Origin of the sequence: Shewanella sp. MTB7, assembly GCF_027571385.1 — a bacterium.
Lineage (GTDB): Bacteria > Pseudomonadota > Gammaproteobacteria > Enterobacterales > Shewanellaceae > Shewanella.
On the sequence record NZ_CP085636.1, the window covers coordinates 3,785,931 to 3,803,695 of the forward strand.

Genomic DNA, 17,765 nt, shown 5'->3' on the forward strand with positions numbered 1-17,765 from the left:
ACTGAAATGAACACCTTGATCCACATTCGATCTCAGCAACAAACAAAATCATCACTAGTGCACTCTTCTAATCAGTAGCCAAATGATAAACATCCCTAATACCTCACTCCCGACCACGTAGTACAAAACATATCTCCCAGAGGGATCTGTTAGGATAAAGTCGAGATTCTGGGGACTGAGATAACTGAGTAAAATCATAAAAAAGAAAGGTAATGAGGCGACAATCTTAGCCGAAAGCCTTGCTTCAGAGGTCATAGCGGCTTTCTTCTTATCTAACGTTCTGGCATCCATCAATACACGGATTAACCTTGCCATGACCGACTTAAGTTGCCCGCCCCTAGACATGTTGGCGCGAATAGTAACGATAAAAAACAGAAATGGCGGATAAGGGAAGCGTTTACACGCCCGTTGAAATACCTGCTCAGGAGGTTCACCTAACTTAAGACGATCCCCCATATCTCTGAATTCTTGGCCAATTTGGTTATCCAATGAATGACCAACATAGCAGATCGCCTGCATAATACTCTCGCCAGATGATACCGCACTCATCATGATATTGAGTGCATCGGGAAACGTATTATCAAACACCCTCTGACGCTTTTGCATCAGCCAGTTCCATCCCCAGAAAAAACCTAAAGTTGGCAGAATCAGCGGTAACCAAATATTATCCACTTGCAAGAGGCCGTTGACGTAAACCCCTGCTCCGCACAGAAATGTTAAAAATGTGATAAGTTTTAACCAAGCTTTATCACCCAACACCATAAAGGCGGGGCGCAACCACATACGCACTTTAGCTAACCGATTTGTGCGTTGCAAAGACTCAAGTTTAATGGCTGACCCGAACTGAACAACCTCCTTAATCTCCTGTTTACCTTCTAGATACTCACTCTTAAAGCTTTGATCTCTTAACCCCCATAATAGGACTGCGATACCGATTAAAATCAACGAGAAAGAGAAGATCATTGTACACCTCTAAAGGCTAACTTAAGCTCCTCTTGGAGGCCATAATACGCCGCCCGCTGCATCAAAATAGACCGCTGCAATATTCCAGTGGAAACATATTCTCCCAACACCCTGTCCATATTCTGTCCTTCAGCGGGCTGAAACTTAAATAATTCCTCCATCACCACATTCTCTCCCTCAAGGCCAACCACTTCAGAGATACTGACGATCTTTCGTGATCCATCTCGCTGCCGATTAACCTGAATAACAAGGTGTACGGCACCAACGATAGTACGGCGAATGGCGTCTAAGGGCTGATTTAGATTCGCCATCATCACCATAGATTCAACCCGAGAGATGGCATCTCTTGGAGTATTGGCGTGCAAAGTTGACATGGAACCATCGTGACCCGTGTTCATCGCCTGCAACATCTCAAATGCTTCTCCACCACGACACTCACCTAAAATAATCCTATCGGGCCGCATACGTAATGAGTTGATGATCAAGTCTCTTTGATCTATTTTTCCTGTATTTTCAATACTGGCTGGACGGGTTTCAAGCCGAACAACATGGGGCTGTTGCAGATTTAACTCGGCAGCATCCTCTATGGTGATGATCCGCTCATCATCGGCGATATAGTGAGACAATGCGTTGAGTAAGGTTGTTTTTCCTGATCCTGTACCACCTGAAATCAGGATATTTAAACGACATCGAGCCGCAATCATCAAGACCCGGGCCATCTCAGGTGAAAGAGAACCAAATCCAACCAAATCCTCTAAGCCAATTTTTTGCTCTCTAAATTTACGAATAGAGATAGTCGTCCCATCAATGGCGATAGGCTTGATAACGATATTAACTCGGCTACCATCTTCGAGACGAGCATCAACCATAGGCGAAGATTCATCGATACGACGTCCCACTCTGGCCGCGATACGCTGAGAGATCTCCAACAGCTGGGCTTCATTGACAAAAACGACTTCCGAGCTGTGAATTTTGCCATTACGTTCATAAAAAATTTGATCGGGGCCATTGACCATAATATCGTTGATGCTGTCATCTTCCAGCAAGGGCTGTAACGGACCTAAACCGACCAACTCATCAACCAAGTTCTTTACTGTCATTCTGCGCAATGCTGTAGAAATGGGTTGACTAGAATTCTCCGCCAACACCTCTACTGCACTTTGGATCTGCCTAAACAGCTCATCTCGAGGCATATTGGCAATCGCTTGAGCGTCGAGAACCTCAAATATCTGACTACGAAAGTTAAGGTAGATCTGTTTATGATTATTCATAGTGGATCAGCGCCTTTAATTTAGCTAAAGGTGATAGATCAGAGTCTGACTGCTTACCCTGGATCAACTGCGCTAACTTTTTAAAGGCACCATTACGCTTCTCCAAACGGTGCAATCGCTTACCGGATAACATCAGTGCAGCCAAATTCGCTGCATAATCCAATTGCACATTGACAGGCCGCCCAAGATAACGTTCAACCTCATCTTTTTTGAGTGGAAAAGCGCCGCTAGGACGATGCATATTAAGGAAAATTAAGATGCGGATATCCCTAATACCCGATAGATTATTGCGCTCTATTCTTTCAATTATCTGGCTGGCATGCCGAACCGAAGAGACGGTTGCATCAAGCACAATAACAAACACATCAACTCGCTCAGACAGAGCGGCGGGATCCATAACGAAATCATTGGAACTTGAGAAATCCTCGATAATGAAGTTGGCTTGTCGACTCAGAAGATCCGCAATACTCTGGCTATCACTGTATAAATCCTGTGCCGATTGTGTGCCACCTAATGCCAATAAACGCCAATGCTTATCGACCTTACTTAGATAGTTACTGGCACTCACATCATCCATATCACGAAGCTGTAGTGAGAGATTTTCTGTATCTTGGCGTATAAATTTCTTCAAACTCAATAAAATATCGGTATTGCTATTAAAATATTGGTGATCGACTTGAATCGTTTCGACTCCTTGATAAGCTAAGGTTGCCGAAAGCTCACAGGTGATCATGGTATTGCCTATGCCTCCTTTAGTCCCCACCACTGCAACTCGCTTAGCTTTACGATTTTTATTGACCCCAGATAAGTGCAACAGATTTTTATGTACATGGCGCAGGAACTCGCTTAACTCTAAGCTATTGAGTGGCCAAAAAAGATAGTAAATCCCCATCTCCTTTAGCTCGCGCAGCGTCGTTATAGTGTCCTCTTTACCGATAACAATAACCCCCTTCTGATTGGGAAGCATTGCAGCGAATTCATGGGCATCTTTGACTACATTTTTGGACTGGTTAAGCTCTAAGATCACAATATCTTTTAGCGCTTCGAGCTGTGACTGATTGATGTTAGTATTTTTTACGCAATCAGGAGCATTCCAACCTTCAAAACGAAATACTTGCTGGATAAGCTCAAGGCACTCTGTGGTTTGGTAGTAGAATGAACAGCTCGCAGGGCCCGCAGGCTCCCGGGGCTGCTGTTCGCTTTTATTAGTGATAACCTTTGCTAAATCAAACATTTTATCACCTTTCCTTCACAGCTAAGGTTTCAGGGTCCCGCACATGCTTCAGTCGCATTGAGTCCACAAAACAACCGATATCATTGCTCATATTCGCATAAATACCACGATCACAGGTTTGTGTGTTGATCTTATACTGCCCGACACGGATCTCTACACCAGCACCCGTTGAATCCAACACTTCGACCCGAATCCTTGACGGTAATAATCCTAAACTCAGCAGTTTTTTCTCCATGATTGTTGCCCAAGATTTACTAGCAGATCCTCGATAATGTAAGGTCCAACGTGTCTGTTCAAATCCAGATCCAAAACTGACGATGATACGCTCAAACTGAGCCTCTATATCTGCTTGTTTTGCTTCCTTTTTAGGCTCGATAACAAAATGATGTAACTCTTGATACACAATAGCTTCACTGCCAAGCTGAGTGCTGGCTCTATCGGCGCAACCGCTTAAACTCAGAACGAGCAGAGTGAGAGTGATTAAGATTTTCACTGAATAAAGCCCCCCTGATTAAGCATCTGTATAACGTTGACGTTTTTATCTTCGCCAGCATGAGGCACGACATTGAAAAAACGCGCCAAGGATTGAGTCGGCGTGATCTTAGGTAATCTAATCTCAGTGGGCGAAATAGGCTTAACCAGATTAACCGTAGCCACAATCACTAGCTCTGTTTTCTTGCGGGTCGTTCCCGCTTGTCTAAACAGAGCCCCAAAAACGGGAATATCGCCTAGTAAAGGGATCTTGCTAACATTCTCAAGCTCATCACTGCTCATCAAACCACCGAGAAGAAAACTGTCACCATCACCCAATTCAATGGTCGTCATAGCGCGACGAGTCGTTAGCTGAGGCACCTTCATACCAGCAGCTTCGATAAAGCCTTCGATAGCACTCACCTCAGGCATTAACTGCAGTTTTATCTTGTCGTTTGTTAGCACTTTAGCGGATAAGTCCAGCCGGATACCAAACTCTTTATAGGTGATATTGGTACTGCTATCGTTGGTAACAATCACTGGGATCTCTCCCCCAACGAGGAAACTTGCCGACTCGCCAGACATCACAGACAGGTTAGGCTCAGCCAAGACTTCTGCGATCCTATCGTTACCTAACGCATTGATCACTGTGGTCAAATCATTGGCTTTAAAATCTAGAAAAGAGAATTCGCCGACACTGCGCCCAACCGTCGACCAATTAACCCCTAAAGTTTCATTGAACTCCTTGGTGACCTGAGCAACGGATATTTTGACATTCACCTGCTGAGTTTGTGACAAACTCAAGCCCTCAATAATCCCTTGCCAAGTATAGTTACGCTCATAGGCCAACCAACTGGCTTCGGTAAAGGAGTCCTCAAACTCCACCAGTTCCGACTCAGCAAAGCGTTCTACTTTTTCTCGGCCTAAAAAATGTGCCACATGACGATAGATATCATTACGTTGCTGTTCACTATAAACGATGCCACGCACGGCAACCTTATCGCCCACAGAGGTCAGAGTTAGCTCCAGATCGGGATAAAAGAGTTGCAGCTGACGGCGGATTTGAGACAGATTAATATCAACATGCAGCAGTTCAGATAAGATAAGCTCATTGGCCTTGTTATACACAAACAGCCTAGATTGACCTAGTTGATTAGCATAAACAACCAACTTATTACTGCCTGTCACCTTATAATCGGCGATCTCAGGATTACTGATGAAAACCGTACCAACCTCTTGCTCAAGCACAATACTCGCCGCATCGTTTAAGGTGATAAACCGATCTGCAGCCATAGCATAACTTCCCAAGAACAGACTCAGGAACAGGTTCAGAAATAGGCCACTAACAAAGGTCTTAGTTTGACGTTGTATCATTAGAATATTCCACCGATATTATTTGCCGACGCGCCACGAAGCTCAACCACGCCGGTATAATTTTTAATCACATCACTGACACCAACCTCAGGTTTACCACCATAGGTTTGGCTGTGATAGACCTCGATATGCATGGTGCGCTGGGCCAAGGTTAAACGTGGTAGGTCGTCAGGATAAACTTCGATAACAATGCGAGTCTCTGCCTTACTTGAACTCTTCATGCTCGGGTTAACCCCAGATGATTTAGCCCCTAAACCCGCGCTGACCACAGAGATAACTCTCACCTTTTTCATTAAAATTGATGCGCGTAACCCAGAAAAATCATCAAGATGCTGGGTATCATTGGCTAAGTTATATTCAGGTGAGCTCAAGGTCATAATGTCAATCTCATCACCAGGGCGTATATAATCTTGGATCATATTGTTGGTCGCTACGCTCAGAGGATACAGGGTCATACCTTCACGCGTGATCAAGCTCAAATACCCCAGCTCTCCTGGGTGAGTGAGCTGCTCAGGAAATAGATATTGCCCCGCTACAAGGGATGAATTTAACAAGGTTTGCGAGCCAAGATTAAGTTCGACATCGGCGTTAATGCCCAATGTCTGTGCCTCCTTTTCACCTAGCTGCACTTTTTGAACATCGGCCAAGCTCAAGGTGCTGCCTTTGTTGTGAGACGCTTTGACTTGCCATAAAACATAGGTTGTAGGGAGTTCTTCAATACTCGCAGGCTGAGCCACAGCCTCAGGCGTTGAGAGCAGTTTATCTGCCACACCATACAGACCAGTTAACAGCGCAATAAATGCGACAGTAAAAATCAATTTCGAATTAATCATGAGTCTGCTGCTCTGTTAGATTCTGTTAGACATTCTTAGAGTTAGAGTTAGTGTTAATGTTAGAGCTTGCAACGCTTCACCACGACTACAGCTAAAATTAAGCTTAACGCTCGTCCACCGCAGCACCTTAGCCCGCGGTTTCGCCTAAATGAGAGGCTAGAATGGGGATATAAAACCCCAGCGAAATAGCAATGCCATAGGGCAAACCACGATCCTCACCACGAGGGATCTGTTGTATCAGCCGATATTTAATCAGGTAGCATGCAGCCAGTACGCCACCACACATTAAGGTAAGTACCATCGCTATTGGCAGCTGCGATGTAGGCAACGCCACCGCCAGTGCGCTGGCAAGCTTGCCATCACCCGCCCCAAGCCAATTAAACTTGAACAGCACTAAGCTCAATAAAAATATGCCGCCGCCATTAATTAGGCCTTCAATTAATTGCTGCTGACTGGCCGCCAACCAAACACAGCTAATCAAGGTGGCGATACAACCTGTATTGGGGATTCGTCGTTGGCATAGGTCACTGACACAACAGCTAACTAACACGACAAATAAAACAGCGATCGCCAACATGATTAATGGCTTCGTTTAATTTATGGTGCTGCTGCAGTTGTCACTTTTCCAATACTATCAGTGATTGCAGTAAAAGCAGCTGTTAATTTAGCAATCAAACTTTCATCACCAGTTGCAGCGAATACCACGGCCAATAAGCTTGCCATCGCCACACCGATCAAACCATATTCGATGGCGGTCACGCCGCGTTCATCTTTTTTGTACGTAGCGAGAAAAGCCATCGCATTGCAGTAATATTTAATCATAAGTTACTCCATAGGGTTTACTGTCAATTAGCACATTGGTATTAATTAGCGTTGAGTCATTCAACGTTTTAATATTATCGATACAAACTGTAGAAAGATAATTAGGTACTATAAGTAAAACCTATGGATAATAAATTAACTTAATAAATCGGTTTGATTAGGGCAAGGTTAATTAACTTTTAGTTTATTAGTGGAGATATTGTTAGTGGATAGTTTGTTAGTATCAAATGGATTGATTAAATGAGGCTGACATAATGTGATAAAGTGTTGAGTTAGCCATTGGACTGCGGGGGACTTTTGATAACCGATTGCAAATATTAATGAGGCGCGGCAATAACTGCTGCCTAGGCGCTCGGTATCAAACTCAAGTTTAGTTAACGTGCCTCTATCGAGATCATTTTCGATAACAAAATTAGGCAGGAATGCGATGCCCAAGCCGTTACGACAAAATGAGAGCAAGGTATGAAGATCTTCCACATACCAGATCTGTTGGGTGAGACTAAACTCATCGATATCCGCCAACAGAGCCTCCGTTGGTAGCAAGAAACGGGCATGGCTAAAGGATAACTTATCCATAATGGCAAGCCCATTCCCACTGTCAACACCTATCTTGTTTATCAACTGTTGGCTATGGGCTTGCAGATAAAGCGGTGACGCCACCCAGCTACCCTGAAGATGATATGCAGGGGTATGTTCAAACTTATTGACATCACGACTGAATAAGCCTAATGCAAAATCTAAGCTATTATCCATCAGCTTTAACGCCAATGACTCGCTACTTTGTTGTACTATTTTTAACTGCATAAACGGAAATGCAATTGAAAAATTGAGTAAAACTTGGTCGACCTCATGACTGCACACCAAAGGATCGATACCTATGCTCAATTTCATTTGTTGAACGTTTGAGATGATTTTTGTCCGCTCGACAAAAACATGATACTGAGACATGAGCAGTCGAGCATCCTTTAACATTTGCTCACCCTGCTGTGTCAGCTGAGGATATTTTCCACTTCGATTAAATAAGCTAAAACCTAAATCTATCTCTAGATTTTGGATCGCTAAACTAATAGCAGCTTGTGATCTTTTTAACTTCCTACCAGCCGCACTAAAGGAACCGGCATCGACAACAGCAATAAAAAAAACAATATTCTCAAGTTGAATTCTCATGGGGCTACTTTTTATTTTTAGCTTTTATCTTTATTGTTTAACAATAAAGATATGTTACTTTATGTATCGTGCTAATTTGTTTTATACGACTTGAAAATATACTACACACATGGTGGGAAACAAAAGATAAATAGTATCTATAAATAAAGTTAATAGATCACACTGTCACTATTTTAATTAACAGTCACTAATGTTTCTCAATAAAAAATGGGAATACCCTCACAGATATTCCCATTTTTATCGTAAATCACCATTTCGCTGAATCACCAAACCTTGATTCAAAATAGTATTACATCACAATATAGATAGGCCAGCCTAACAAGCCTGACAGTCCCTCTTTATACTCTAATCGCTCTAGCCGTTCCGGGCTCACGCCTTTTAGCAACTGCTCTTGATAACTTTTCGCAAACGTTAAGGTGCGCAGTAAGCCAGGTGAAAAGTATTTACCTAGATCCACGCTTATTGTTTCGGCAAGTGTCGACGGCAGCTCAGCCAGAGTGATTTCAACCTGCTGTTCAAGGTGCTCTATCGAAAACCAGCTCTCTTGCAGTTCAATGTGAGCCAAGCGTTGTTTGAGATCTTGCTTAATCTTAACCTGTCCAAAAAACATGCGGTAAAGTATCACTTCCGCAAAAACACTTTCAAGACCTAAACAATCTAAAGGATCATAGCTTGCTTGGGCATAAAACTGCCTCAATAAACAAGCCACTGACTCTTCACGGTTAAAATCTAACAAGGCTTCTTGATATGCTTGCCAACCAACCCATTCATCAGCATCGCTCGGGCTGGATACTTTTTCCAGCAAGATGTTATCGATATCACCATACACAGACTTGCCACTGATCTTATATTTACTGACCGTACTGAGCATGCTCCAGCCTTTCTGAAACGACTTAACGATGCCATCAGGAGTCACCAACAGGGTCAGTCCGCGATTAAGATCGCGATCACTTAATGCCATTAATCCTAAGCTTGCTACACCTATCACATCGAATGCTGCATGTTCTAACAGGTGCATTTTATATTTATTATAGAATTTATCAGCAAGCTTAAGGCTCATCAGCACAGCTTTAGCTTTAATCTGAGCAAGTTGAGCTTCATCTAACAGCGCGTTAGCTTGACCATAAGCTAACACTTTGCTTAAAAATGGCCCTTGATCATTATCGCGTAATACTACTTGCATTCATCGATCCTTTAATCAAGAAAACTAAACATATCATCAACTTCAGCATATTCGTCAGTCACTTGGTTTTTCTCTTTTGCTTGAATCACCAACTCACTAACAAACTTGTTGATAATCGTCACCCAACTTGAGTTCTCACTGCGAAGTAGGTATTTAATCGATTTTTCAACATCTGGAGCAAGTTCACGGATCAGGGCTAATAGGCTACGCGGATCATCAATACTTAAACTGTGAGCTTCCTCTTCGGCGCTTCTGTCATTGAAACCAACAGTCTCACCATCATCTTCATCATCATAATTATCATTGATGTGACTGTGATTGTCGTTTTCTGTTGCTGGGCCTAATACGTATTCAATAAAAGGGATCGACAGATAGAAAAGACCTGCTGGGTCTTCTGCAATGCACTCTAAAATCTTGGTCTGTTTAGCTTCACTATCTTGGATTCGAATAAGATAGGTCAAAAAATCAAAGGTATGCTGAATTAACTCATCGGCATTACTCTTGATCTTCTCTTCCCAGTACAGAGGTTGCTGGCAGACAATATCGCGGATCTGCTCAGGACTCATCAACTCAGACATAATAGAGGGACAAGAGATATCATGATAACTATTGATCTGGGTTAAGGTCACGATATCCATATGCTCAATAACCTCAATCAAGACTTCATCCGTCATGGTATTGGCCATTAATTCAAATTTCTTGCTCGCCTGTTGAGGTTCGATATCGGCCAATTGCTTGATTTCTGCCGCAGCAATTGCAACTAAGTTATTCATCACTGCTCCTCATCATCATACTGATCGTAATAACCTTCTTCATCATCTTCTTCGACGTAGTCATCATTATCATCTTGGTCCTTCTCTTTGCTCGCTGCAGGTGCCTTGTTATCATTTTCCAACAAGTATAGAACTGCACAGCTCTCTATCAACAAGCTTTCAGAATAGCCTCGAACAGCCAAAATGAGAGGTAAGTCAGCATTATTAAAAGCAACAGTGGTTTTAAAATCATTCCATTCAGGCTGGATCCCTTCCGCTATCCAGCTTGACCACTTGAGTTTTGCCTCTGGTGGAAATTTAACCTTACCGTAGAGCGCAATCGGTAGGTACTCAGGTACAGAATTGAGTAACTTAGGGTCTGCCAGCAAAATTGTTTTAATTTGACTGGTAAACTTCTCTAGTGCCTTTGGGGTATCGGGATCATTATAAGATTCGATATTGCTGTATGCATTTTCTTTTAACTCATCAATGCGTGAGAGATTAAGTGATGTGGCCATGAGTGCTCAGAATTTAACTTAAGAATAAAATTGGTCCCACAGCTCGCGCATCGCGGCAGCAGGATCAGTTACAATAACGTTATTGAAATCTTTGATGAAAGCGCTTTTAAGCTTAGGGTTTGAAAGCACATCATAAGCGTTTTTTACTCTCTGCAGCTGAGCTTCAGCTTGCACTTTCTCATCATCAGATGCACCAAGTAACTTATCAGGATGAAATCGGTTTGATAAGCGTTTGTATGCTTTTTTAATATCATCTTCATTTGCGTTTGGTTTTATGCCAAGCACACTAAAGTGGTTAATCATGTTATTACCTGCGGGCGATTAGTCCCTTATATAAAGGATAAATCCAATAGTGAACATTCATCGACTAAGATCTGCATAAGCCCAATGTCACCAAATCTTAGCCTAACCAATAATTTTAGAGGCGAGAGTTTAACGGCAGAAAGGCTAGAGCACAATACAAAAAAGGGTTCAAGTCGCATTCAATCAAAACTACATACGATGCGAAATTTTGTCCAACTCAACCTTAGACCGATATTTACGATAACAATAAAAAGCCTTCAGGTTAAGCCTAAAATATTATCGCGTTAATTAACCAGCCTAAAATTCTATAACAACCAGTAAAAAATGGCAGCGAATAATAAACAAAAAAAGCGCTCTTTAAGCGCTTTTTAATGGTCTCTTTAACTATTAAGCTTCTTGCCAGCTTTCAGCTTTGTTCTCAAGTAAAACGGGGATCCCATCATTTATCGGGTAAGCTAAACGGTCGGCTTTGCAGATCAATTGTTGTTTAGCTTTATCGTAATCTAATTTCCCTTTACACACAGGGCAAGCAACAATCTCTAATAACTTTTTATCAAACGACATCTCAATTTCCTTGTTTAACGGCTATAACCTGACGGATTTGCTCCATCAATAGCTGATCAAAATTTGCTGCTAGCTTGGCATCTACCGCCAGATACCACCAGTTATCTTTTGCAAAATCGCGACATTTAACCGCATCTTTCTCCGTCATCAGCACGGGTCCGCATTGGGTCACTTTAGTGATGGCTTCTAAACTGAATTTCTGATGATCTTCAAACGCTTTAGTTTTCATCACTTGCACACCAGATTGGCGCAGTGTGGTAAAAAAGCGTTCCGGGTTGCCGATCCCAGCAATCGCTACAACAGGCGTCGACAGATTGAAAACCTGTTGAGATAAGGGAGATACAGGAATAAATTGAGTCGGCTTCAGTGTCATCTGAAACTCCCCCTTTTGAGCTTCTCCATTTACGATGGTGAAATCGACATGTTTTTGTCTATCGGTAAGCTCTCTAAGCGGCCCCGATGGTAACAGTAACCCATTACCAAATCGGCGCTCGCCATCTAAGATAAGAAGCTCAATATCCCGTGCCAGCCTATAGTGCTGTAAACCATCATCACTAATAATGATGTCGACATCATAAGCTTCAATTAAAGCTTGAGCCGCTTTTACCCGATCGCGACCTATTACCATAGACACTTGGGTTCTTGCAACTATCATGGCAGGCTCATCGCCCACAAGCTCCGCCCCCATACCTAATTCGACCCGTTTAACGCCATCAAACTCAACACCGTAACCACGACTGACAATTCCTGGGTTAAATCCCTGACGCCGTAACAGCTCTATTAGGTAGATAACAGTGGGTGTCTTCCCGCTCCCACCCACCGTAATGTTACCCACAATAATAACTGGGACAGACATTGAGACAACGGCTTTTAATCTAAGCTTAAAAAGTAATCTACGTATTGAACTAATAATCCAAAACAATAGGCTCAATGGACTTAAGAGCCATTTTAGTCCCTTAAAGCCGATATGAGTATCGGCTTTGGGATACCAGAGTTTATTGACAAAATCTTGCATTAATTAACTGCCAAATTGCATCTGATAGAGATTTGAATAGACACCACCTTGCTCAAGCAAACTGGCATGGTCTCCACGCTCGACCACTCTTCCTTGATCGATAACTAAAATCATATCGGCTGACTCTATGGTCGATAAGCGATGAGCAATAACAATAGAAGTCCTGTTTAACCGCAGGTTATCTAATCCCTGTTGAATCGCCTTCTCAGATTCAGTGTCTAAGGCAGATGTCGCTTCATCTAAAATTAACACTGGCGAGTTACGCAGTATCGCTCTTGCTATTGCAATACGTTGTCTTTGGCCGCCTGATAGCATCACACCATTTTCACCTATCTGGGTGTCCATGCCATCGGGGAGCAATTCAATGAACTCCATCGCATGTGCCGAACGTGCCGCGTCTATGATCTGTTCAGCTGTCGCTTCACCGGCATAGGCATAGGCTATGTTATTAGCAATACTGTCATTAAAGAGAGTGACTTGTTGCGAGACCAGTGCCACCTGACTACGTAAACATTTGATGGTGTAGTCATTAATATCGACACCATCAAGCATGATCTCGCCTTCACTCAAACCGGTATAAAAACGTGTAATTAAGCTGGCAATCGTCGACTTGCCAGAACCCGAGCGGCCAACCAAAGCGATAGTCTGACCTTGCTTTACTGAAAAGTCGATCTTGTCTAATGCCAACGCCTCTTGCCCTGGATAGCTAAAACTCACATGATTAAAACTAAGATCCCCTTTAACTCTCTCTACTGTATGGGTTCCGTTATCCGTCTCAGGCTCGATATCCAACAGTTCAAATACGGTCGTACAAGCTGCGATACCACGCTGAAATTCCGCATTAACGCGTGTCAGACTTTTTATTGGATTAAGTAGGGCCAACATGGCACCTAAGATGGTCGCAAATGTACCTGCTGTCAGTTCAGACTGCAGACTTTCTAAACTGGCGGCATAGAGGACAAACGCCAAAGCAAAAGAACCGATCACCATCACCAATGGCTGACTCACAGATTGGGCCATCGCAAGTTTCATTGTTTGATAGCGGTTCTGTTCGTTAACGACACCAAAGCGCTGTGATTCCGTTTTCTGGCCACCGAAAGAAAGCACATTCTTATGGCCAGTGATCATCTGTTCCGTAGCTGTTGTTACGCCTCCCATCGCGGTTTGAATACGTTTTGATATTTTACGAAAACGCCGACTCACAACCGTAATAATGAGGCCTATAATGGGACCAATAATCAAAATACAAAGGGAAAGTTTCCAAGAGTAGTAAAACATCACAACTAACATACCGATCACAGTGATACTGTCTCGCACTATAGAGATCAATGCACTGCCCGTTGCACGTGCAATCTGTTCGGTATCATAGGTAACACGGGAAATTAAACTGCCGGTATTTTCTCTGTCCATATAACTCACTGGCAATGTGAGGTAGTGATCAAACACTTGTTGGCGCATATCCATGATGAGTCTGGCACTCATATATGAAACACAATATGTCGACAGGAAATTAGCTAAGCCACGAAGAGTGAAAAGAAAAATAACCACAAAGGGCGCCATCGTAAGGACATCACTTGAGGAGCTGAACCCATCACTAGTGCCTAAATTTATACCGCTGGCAGCTGAAGGGATTTGACTCGCTTGGCCACCGAAACCACCGTCTATAAACGGCTTAATAATGGCAATAAAAGTCATATCCACTAGGCCGTAAAGCACCAAGCCTACCACAGCCAGAAAAAACACACCTTTAAGCGGTTTGATATATACCATCAGGCGCTTAAATACTGTCCAGACTTCTTGATTCGAAGATGTTGTCATTAACCAAATCTATTCTTAATTCGAAAAAAGCATTCTACTCTGGATTGTCATTCTCACCAAATTCAAACAATCGGTTGTACCAAAATGGTGCTAAATCTGCACGATATGTTCGAATAACGCGCAAGTCGCGATCAAAAAGGATACTGACCTGCCCCTCTCGACCTGAAATACGATACTCACTTGGTTGATTTACGTAACGTTGCAGGATATCTGTCTTAGGAAAACCGTAGCGATTATTGAACCCTGATGGAAACAATACTAACTCAGGAGAAACTTGTTTGATAAAGTTTACTGTCGATGAAGTCCGGCTACCGTGATGCGGAACGACTAATACTTCACTTCTTAGTCCTTCCCCAATGCTCAGTAGTGCTTGTTCAGCTGACTTTTCTATGTCACCTGTTAAAAGCACTTGATGGTGATCATCACTAACTCTAACCACACAAGAACCATTATTTCCCTTTTCAGGGTGCATTGGACCGACAATTTCGATGACTAAATTTTGCCACGAGAAACTTTTAGGCCTGCAAGTGAGGGTTGAATACTGCTTAATATCGCTCACCACGGTCACCGAAGGAAACGCAGAGATAAGCTCATTGGCCCCACCAGCATGATCGTTATCACTATGACTCAGAACTAAATAATCAACGTCTGTTATTCCTCTTGCCCGGATAAACGGTATAACAACCCGCTCAGCATAACTAAATGTCCCGTACCTAGCACCAGTATCGTAAACTAATGCATGCCGATCCTTTTCTACAACCACAGATAAACCTTGGCCAACATCAAGCAAATGTACTTGCCACGCATCCTCAGATACTGAAAACCAATTTAAAAATAAAGAGATAATGAATGGTAAACACAGAAGTGATGCTATTAACTTCCAATCAGTTCTCGTCACTTTAGCGATGAACAGTAAACCCAAAAGAAGAAATAGAAGAGCTAGCATCATTGTCTCAGAGATAGGAAGCCAAGCACCAGGAAAAGTAACAAAAGCTTTCAAAGTCTGATCAGTTGGCCACAAAGTGAGATTAACCACATAAAACAAGGATGAAACATCAACACCCACAATCCAACATAGTCCCCAAATGGTGAAGACTAGAATAGCCACAGGAATCACCACTAAACTGAACCAGGGAACAAACAGAAAATTGAACAGGATACCGTAGACAGTTAATCCACCAAAAAACAGCGCTTGCAGTAGACCTAACCCTACACTCAGCCTCCACTGTATCGCCCAAAATACAGCGAATCGCTGTATTAATTTATCTCTACGAGTTTGTAGCCCTTCTTGAACAACCACTAGCGATTGGCTTTGCAGCGTCAATAAGATAATCGACAGAGCAAAAAAAGACAGCCAAAACCCAGCACTTAAGCAACTAAAAGGATCGATAACTAAAAGAATAAATAACGCATATAGCAATCGTTCCCAAGACGAGGAGTAACGGTCTGACATAGTCAGAAATACCAACAGTAGCAACATAATCAGCGCTCGCTGTGTCGGCAATGAAAATCCTGCGAGGTAAGCGTAAAAAGCACAAGCTACTGCCGATGTAAGCGCCGCTAGTACTAAATTCCTTCGGCCTAGGGAAAGTGAAAGATAACCAAGAAGTGTCGCAACAGTGACAAACACCCAAGCTGCCACCACTGAAAGGTGTAAACCTGAAATTGCGATCAGATGACCTGAACCTGTGACCCTAAGTGAGTGCCAACGCTCACTGTCTATCAGACTCCGATCTCCTAACAATAAGGCTAAAATAAGATCCCCACTATTTAATGTTTGTAAGCTAGGTTTTAGTATTTGCAAAATAGCGTTTCGAAGTGAACCACTGGCCTCAAGCCGCTGACCAGATATCACCTTTCCCTTACTAACAATATGTCGACTTAGCAACATTTTCTGCTGATTGTATCCCCCTTGATTCAGTACACTAGTGATAGGTTTTAGCTTTACTCTTAATTGCCAGATCTCCCCGACTTCGAGTTCAGGTGCCTTGCTCCAGCTCAAGCGTATTTTTTTTGAGCTAACGGCTGTAGAATGAGGACCCAACAACCTAAAATCCATACTTACCCAGTCGCTGTTTTGGTTTACTAGTGCTATGATTTCCCCAATAAGGGGTTCTCGGGGTTCGATATTGTCAGGCTCCCACCTCAATACCAGTTGAGCATAAATCGATATCCATGCCACAGCCAACACGACTCCAGCCAATAACGGGGCTCGTTTAAATAGCACTATTGCGATACTAATCCCGATCAAAATAGGGACTAGGTGGGCTAATGGCAGTGAAGGCCATAGCATCGCTGATAGTATTGTGGCGCTATAGCCAAACATAAATCGATTCATACTGAACAAGTTAAGACAGCAATAACAATTTATGCCAAAAAAATTTATTGAAAGATTTATGCCGAAGCCTGAAACACTGCAAAATCACAAACATTTGCAAATGTTCGGTAAGTTGCTGCATAAGCCTAATTTATGGAGCCTTAACAGACGCTCTGCGCCAGCCGCATTTGCCATTGGGCTTTTTGTCGCTTGGATCCCTATGCCATTTCAAATGGTACTGGCAGCAGCTCTAGCCATCATCTTTAACTGTAACCTACCAGTATCGGTAGCATTAGTTTGGATTACGAACCCAATTACTATGCCGTTTATGTTTTATGCCGCTTATATGCTCGGCGCTAAAATTCTCAACCATCCACCACAGAACTTTGCATTTGAAGCCACATGGGCTTGGATAGAAGCATCTATTTCCACCATAGGGCCTCCATTTTTATTGGGTTGCCTAGTGATGGGAGCGATCTCTTCAGTTGTCGGTTTTTTCTTGATCAAAACCTTATGGAAGTACTCAATATTGATGAAATGGGGTAAAAGGAAAAGCTAATCTGAACGTTCAGGTGTAAGATATATAACACCAAATCTCAAATAACATTTGGTGTTTGGTTTAGTACCTTAGCGAATTAAATTAAGAAGATTGCCTCTCTCTCTTTGCATCACTAACAGCTCATGTTTTTCAAGTTCTAAAAGCTGCTCTTCTGAAAGTGGGGTGATCGCGACTATGTAACGAAACCTCATTGTTGGATACACACCAGTAAAAACCAATTTTGCTCTGGAAAGATGAAAGTCAGAAGTGACCAAAACCACAGATGTTATTCCATGCGCTTCAATAATATTTTGAGATAAAGTGGCATCTTCAAAGGTGAATCGACTCTCTACAATGGGGCAAAAGTTAACTTCTGGTATTCCTCTACTTAGCAGATACCGCTTTAGATATTGTCCATGGGCTATCGAAGTGGTATTAAAATGAGCCCCCACACCTCCGGTGCAGATAACCTTAAGTGTAGGTCTTTTTATAAATTCAGTTAACGCTGCCTCACAACGTGACAGGGCGATAACAGATAGATTGCCTTCACTGTCATTGGGCGCACCTAAAATCACCATTGCCGTATTCACTGTACCAACTCCCAAAACATCAAAGTTACATA

Annotated in this window: 19 protein-coding genes; 1 reads left to right on the top strand and 18 read right to left on the bottom strand. The window is 42.7% G+C overall.

Features of this window, described 5'->3' with window-relative positions; genetic code table 11:
• Window positions 1-54 precede the first annotated feature (54 nt).
• The 17 genes from HWQ47_RS16310 to HWQ47_RS16390 all read right to left on the bottom strand — a co-directional run bounded on the left by HWQ47_RS16310 (window position 55) and on the right by HWQ47_RS16390 (window position 16,614).
• Window positions 55-963 carry a type II secretion system F family protein gene (locus HWQ47_RS16310; protein WP_269967119.1) on the bottom strand — a complete coding sequence of 303 codons (909 nt, stop codon included), beginning with the start codon at window positions 961-963 and terminating at the stop codon, window positions 55-57.
• Window positions 960-2,234 carry a CpaF family protein gene (locus HWQ47_RS16315; protein ID WP_269967120.1) on the bottom strand — a complete coding sequence of 425 codons (1,275 nt, stop codon included), beginning with the start codon at window positions 2,232-2,234 and terminating at the stop codon, window positions 960-962. Before HWQ47_RS16315 ends, HWQ47_RS16310 begins: the two co-directional genes overlap by 4 nt.
• Window positions 2,227-3,468: an AAA family ATPase gene (locus HWQ47_RS16320; protein ID WP_269967121.1), complete on the bottom strand. Its 1,242-nt coding sequence runs from the start codon at window positions 3,466-3,468 to the stop codon at window positions 2,227-2,229. The genes HWQ47_RS16315 and HWQ47_RS16320 overlap by 8 nt, the downstream gene beginning before the upstream one ends.
• A gap of 4 nt (window positions 3,469-3,472) precedes the next feature.
• Entirely contained in the window at window positions 3,473-3,961 is a 489-nt protein-coding gene (locus HWQ47_RS16325; protein ID WP_269967122.1) for a hypothetical protein, read from the bottom strand.
• Entirely contained in the window at window positions 3,958-5,313 is a 1,356-nt protein-coding gene (locus HWQ47_RS16330; protein WP_269967123.1) for a type II and III secretion system protein family protein, read from the bottom strand. The genes HWQ47_RS16325 and HWQ47_RS16330 overlap by 4 nt, the downstream gene beginning before the upstream one ends.
• A complete protein-coding gene (locus HWQ47_RS16335) occupies window positions 5,313-6,146 on the bottom strand; it encodes an RcpC/CpaB family pilus assembly protein (RefSeq protein WP_269967124.1) in 834 nt (277 codons plus the stop codon). The genes HWQ47_RS16330 and HWQ47_RS16335 overlap by 1 nt, the downstream gene beginning before the upstream one ends.
• A gap of 127 nt (window positions 6,147-6,273) precedes the next feature.
• Complete coding sequence (locus tag HWQ47_RS16340; protein ID WP_269967125.1) at window positions 6,274-6,723, bottom strand: A24 family peptidase; 450 nt, start codon at window positions 6,721-6,723, stop codon at window positions 6,274-6,276.
• A 20-nt stretch (window positions 6,724-6,743) separates the two neighbouring features.
• Window positions 6,744-6,968 carry a Flp family type IVb pilin gene (locus HWQ47_RS16345; protein ID WP_269967126.1) on the bottom strand — a complete coding sequence of 75 codons (225 nt, stop codon included), beginning with the start codon at window positions 6,966-6,968 and terminating at the stop codon, window positions 6,744-6,746.
• 168 nt (window positions 6,969-7,136) lie between these two features.
• Window positions 7,137-8,135: a LysR family transcriptional regulator gene (locus tag HWQ47_RS16350; protein ID WP_269967127.1), complete on the bottom strand. Its 999-nt coding sequence runs from the start codon at window positions 8,133-8,135 to the stop codon at window positions 7,137-7,139.
• 289 nt (window positions 8,136-8,424) lie between these two features.
• Window positions 8,425-9,318, bottom strand: coding sequence for a cold adaptation protein AtcC (gene atcC / locus HWQ47_RS16355; RefSeq protein WP_269967128.1), 894 nt, complete (start codon window positions 9,316-9,318; stop codon window positions 8,425-8,427).
• Between the two features lie 11 nt (window positions 9,319-9,329).
• On the bottom strand, window positions 9,330-10,091 hold the full coding sequence (atcB, locus tag HWQ47_RS16360) for a cold adaptation protein AtcB (RefSeq protein WP_269967129.1): 762 nt from the start codon (window positions 10,089-10,091) through the stop codon (window positions 9,330-9,332).
• The gene (gene atcA, locus HWQ47_RS16365; protein WP_269967130.1) at window positions 10,091-10,588 is read right to left on the bottom strand and encodes a cold adaptation protein AtcA; all 498 of its coding nucleotides are present in this window, start codon (window positions 10,586-10,588) and stop codon (window positions 10,091-10,093) included. Before atcA ends, atcB begins: the two co-directional genes overlap by 1 nt.
• Before the next feature lie 18 nt (window positions 10,589-10,606).
• A complete protein-coding gene (gene atcJ, locus HWQ47_RS16370; RefSeq protein ID WP_269967131.1) occupies window positions 10,607-10,891 on the bottom strand; it encodes a cold adaptation protein ActJcold adaptation protein ActJ in 285 nt (94 codons plus the stop codon).
• A 387-nt stretch (window positions 10,892-11,278) separates the two neighbouring features.
• The gene (locus tag HWQ47_RS16375; protein ID WP_269967132.1) at window positions 11,279-11,455 is read right to left on the bottom strand and encodes a Trm112 family protein; all 177 of its coding nucleotides are present in this window, start codon (window positions 11,453-11,455) and stop codon (window positions 11,279-11,281) included.
• A gap of 1 nt (window position 11,456) precedes the next feature.
• Window positions 11,457-12,470 (bottom strand): tetraacyldisaccharide 4'-kinase, encoded by a 1,014-nt coding sequence (lpxK, locus tag HWQ47_RS16380; protein WP_269967133.1) that lies wholly within the window; start codon window positions 12,468-12,470, stop codon window positions 11,457-11,459.
• 3 nt (window positions 12,471-12,473) lie between these two features.
• Complete coding sequence (msbA, locus tag HWQ47_RS16385) at window positions 12,474-14,288, bottom strand: lipid A export permease/ATP-binding protein MsbA (protein WP_269967134.1); 1,815 nt, start codon at window positions 14,286-14,288, stop codon at window positions 12,474-12,476.
• Between the two features lie 34 nt (window positions 14,289-14,322).
• On the bottom strand, window positions 14,323-16,614 hold the full coding sequence (locus HWQ47_RS16390) for a DNA internalization-related competence protein ComEC/Rec2 (protein WP_269967135.1): 2,292 nt from the start codon (window positions 16,612-16,614) through the stop codon (window positions 14,323-14,325).
• Between the two features lie 43 nt (window positions 16,615-16,657).
• Here HWQ47_RS16390 and HWQ47_RS16395 point away from each other — a divergent pair, with 43 nt between their 5' ends.
• Window positions 16,658-17,164, top strand: a complete 507-nt coding sequence (locus HWQ47_RS16395) for a DUF2062 domain-containing protein (protein ID WP_269967136.1) — start codon at window positions 16,658-16,660, stop codon at window positions 17,162-17,164.
• Between the two features lie 68 nt (window positions 17,165-17,232).
• Here the strand turns inward: HWQ47_RS16395 and HWQ47_RS16400 are convergent, their stop codons facing one another.
• Window positions 17,233-17,733: a YdcF family protein gene (locus tag HWQ47_RS16400; RefSeq protein WP_269967137.1), complete on the bottom strand. Its 501-nt coding sequence runs from the start codon at window positions 17,731-17,733 to the stop codon at window positions 17,233-17,235.
• Between the last annotated feature and the right edge of the window lie 32 nt (window positions 17,734-17,765).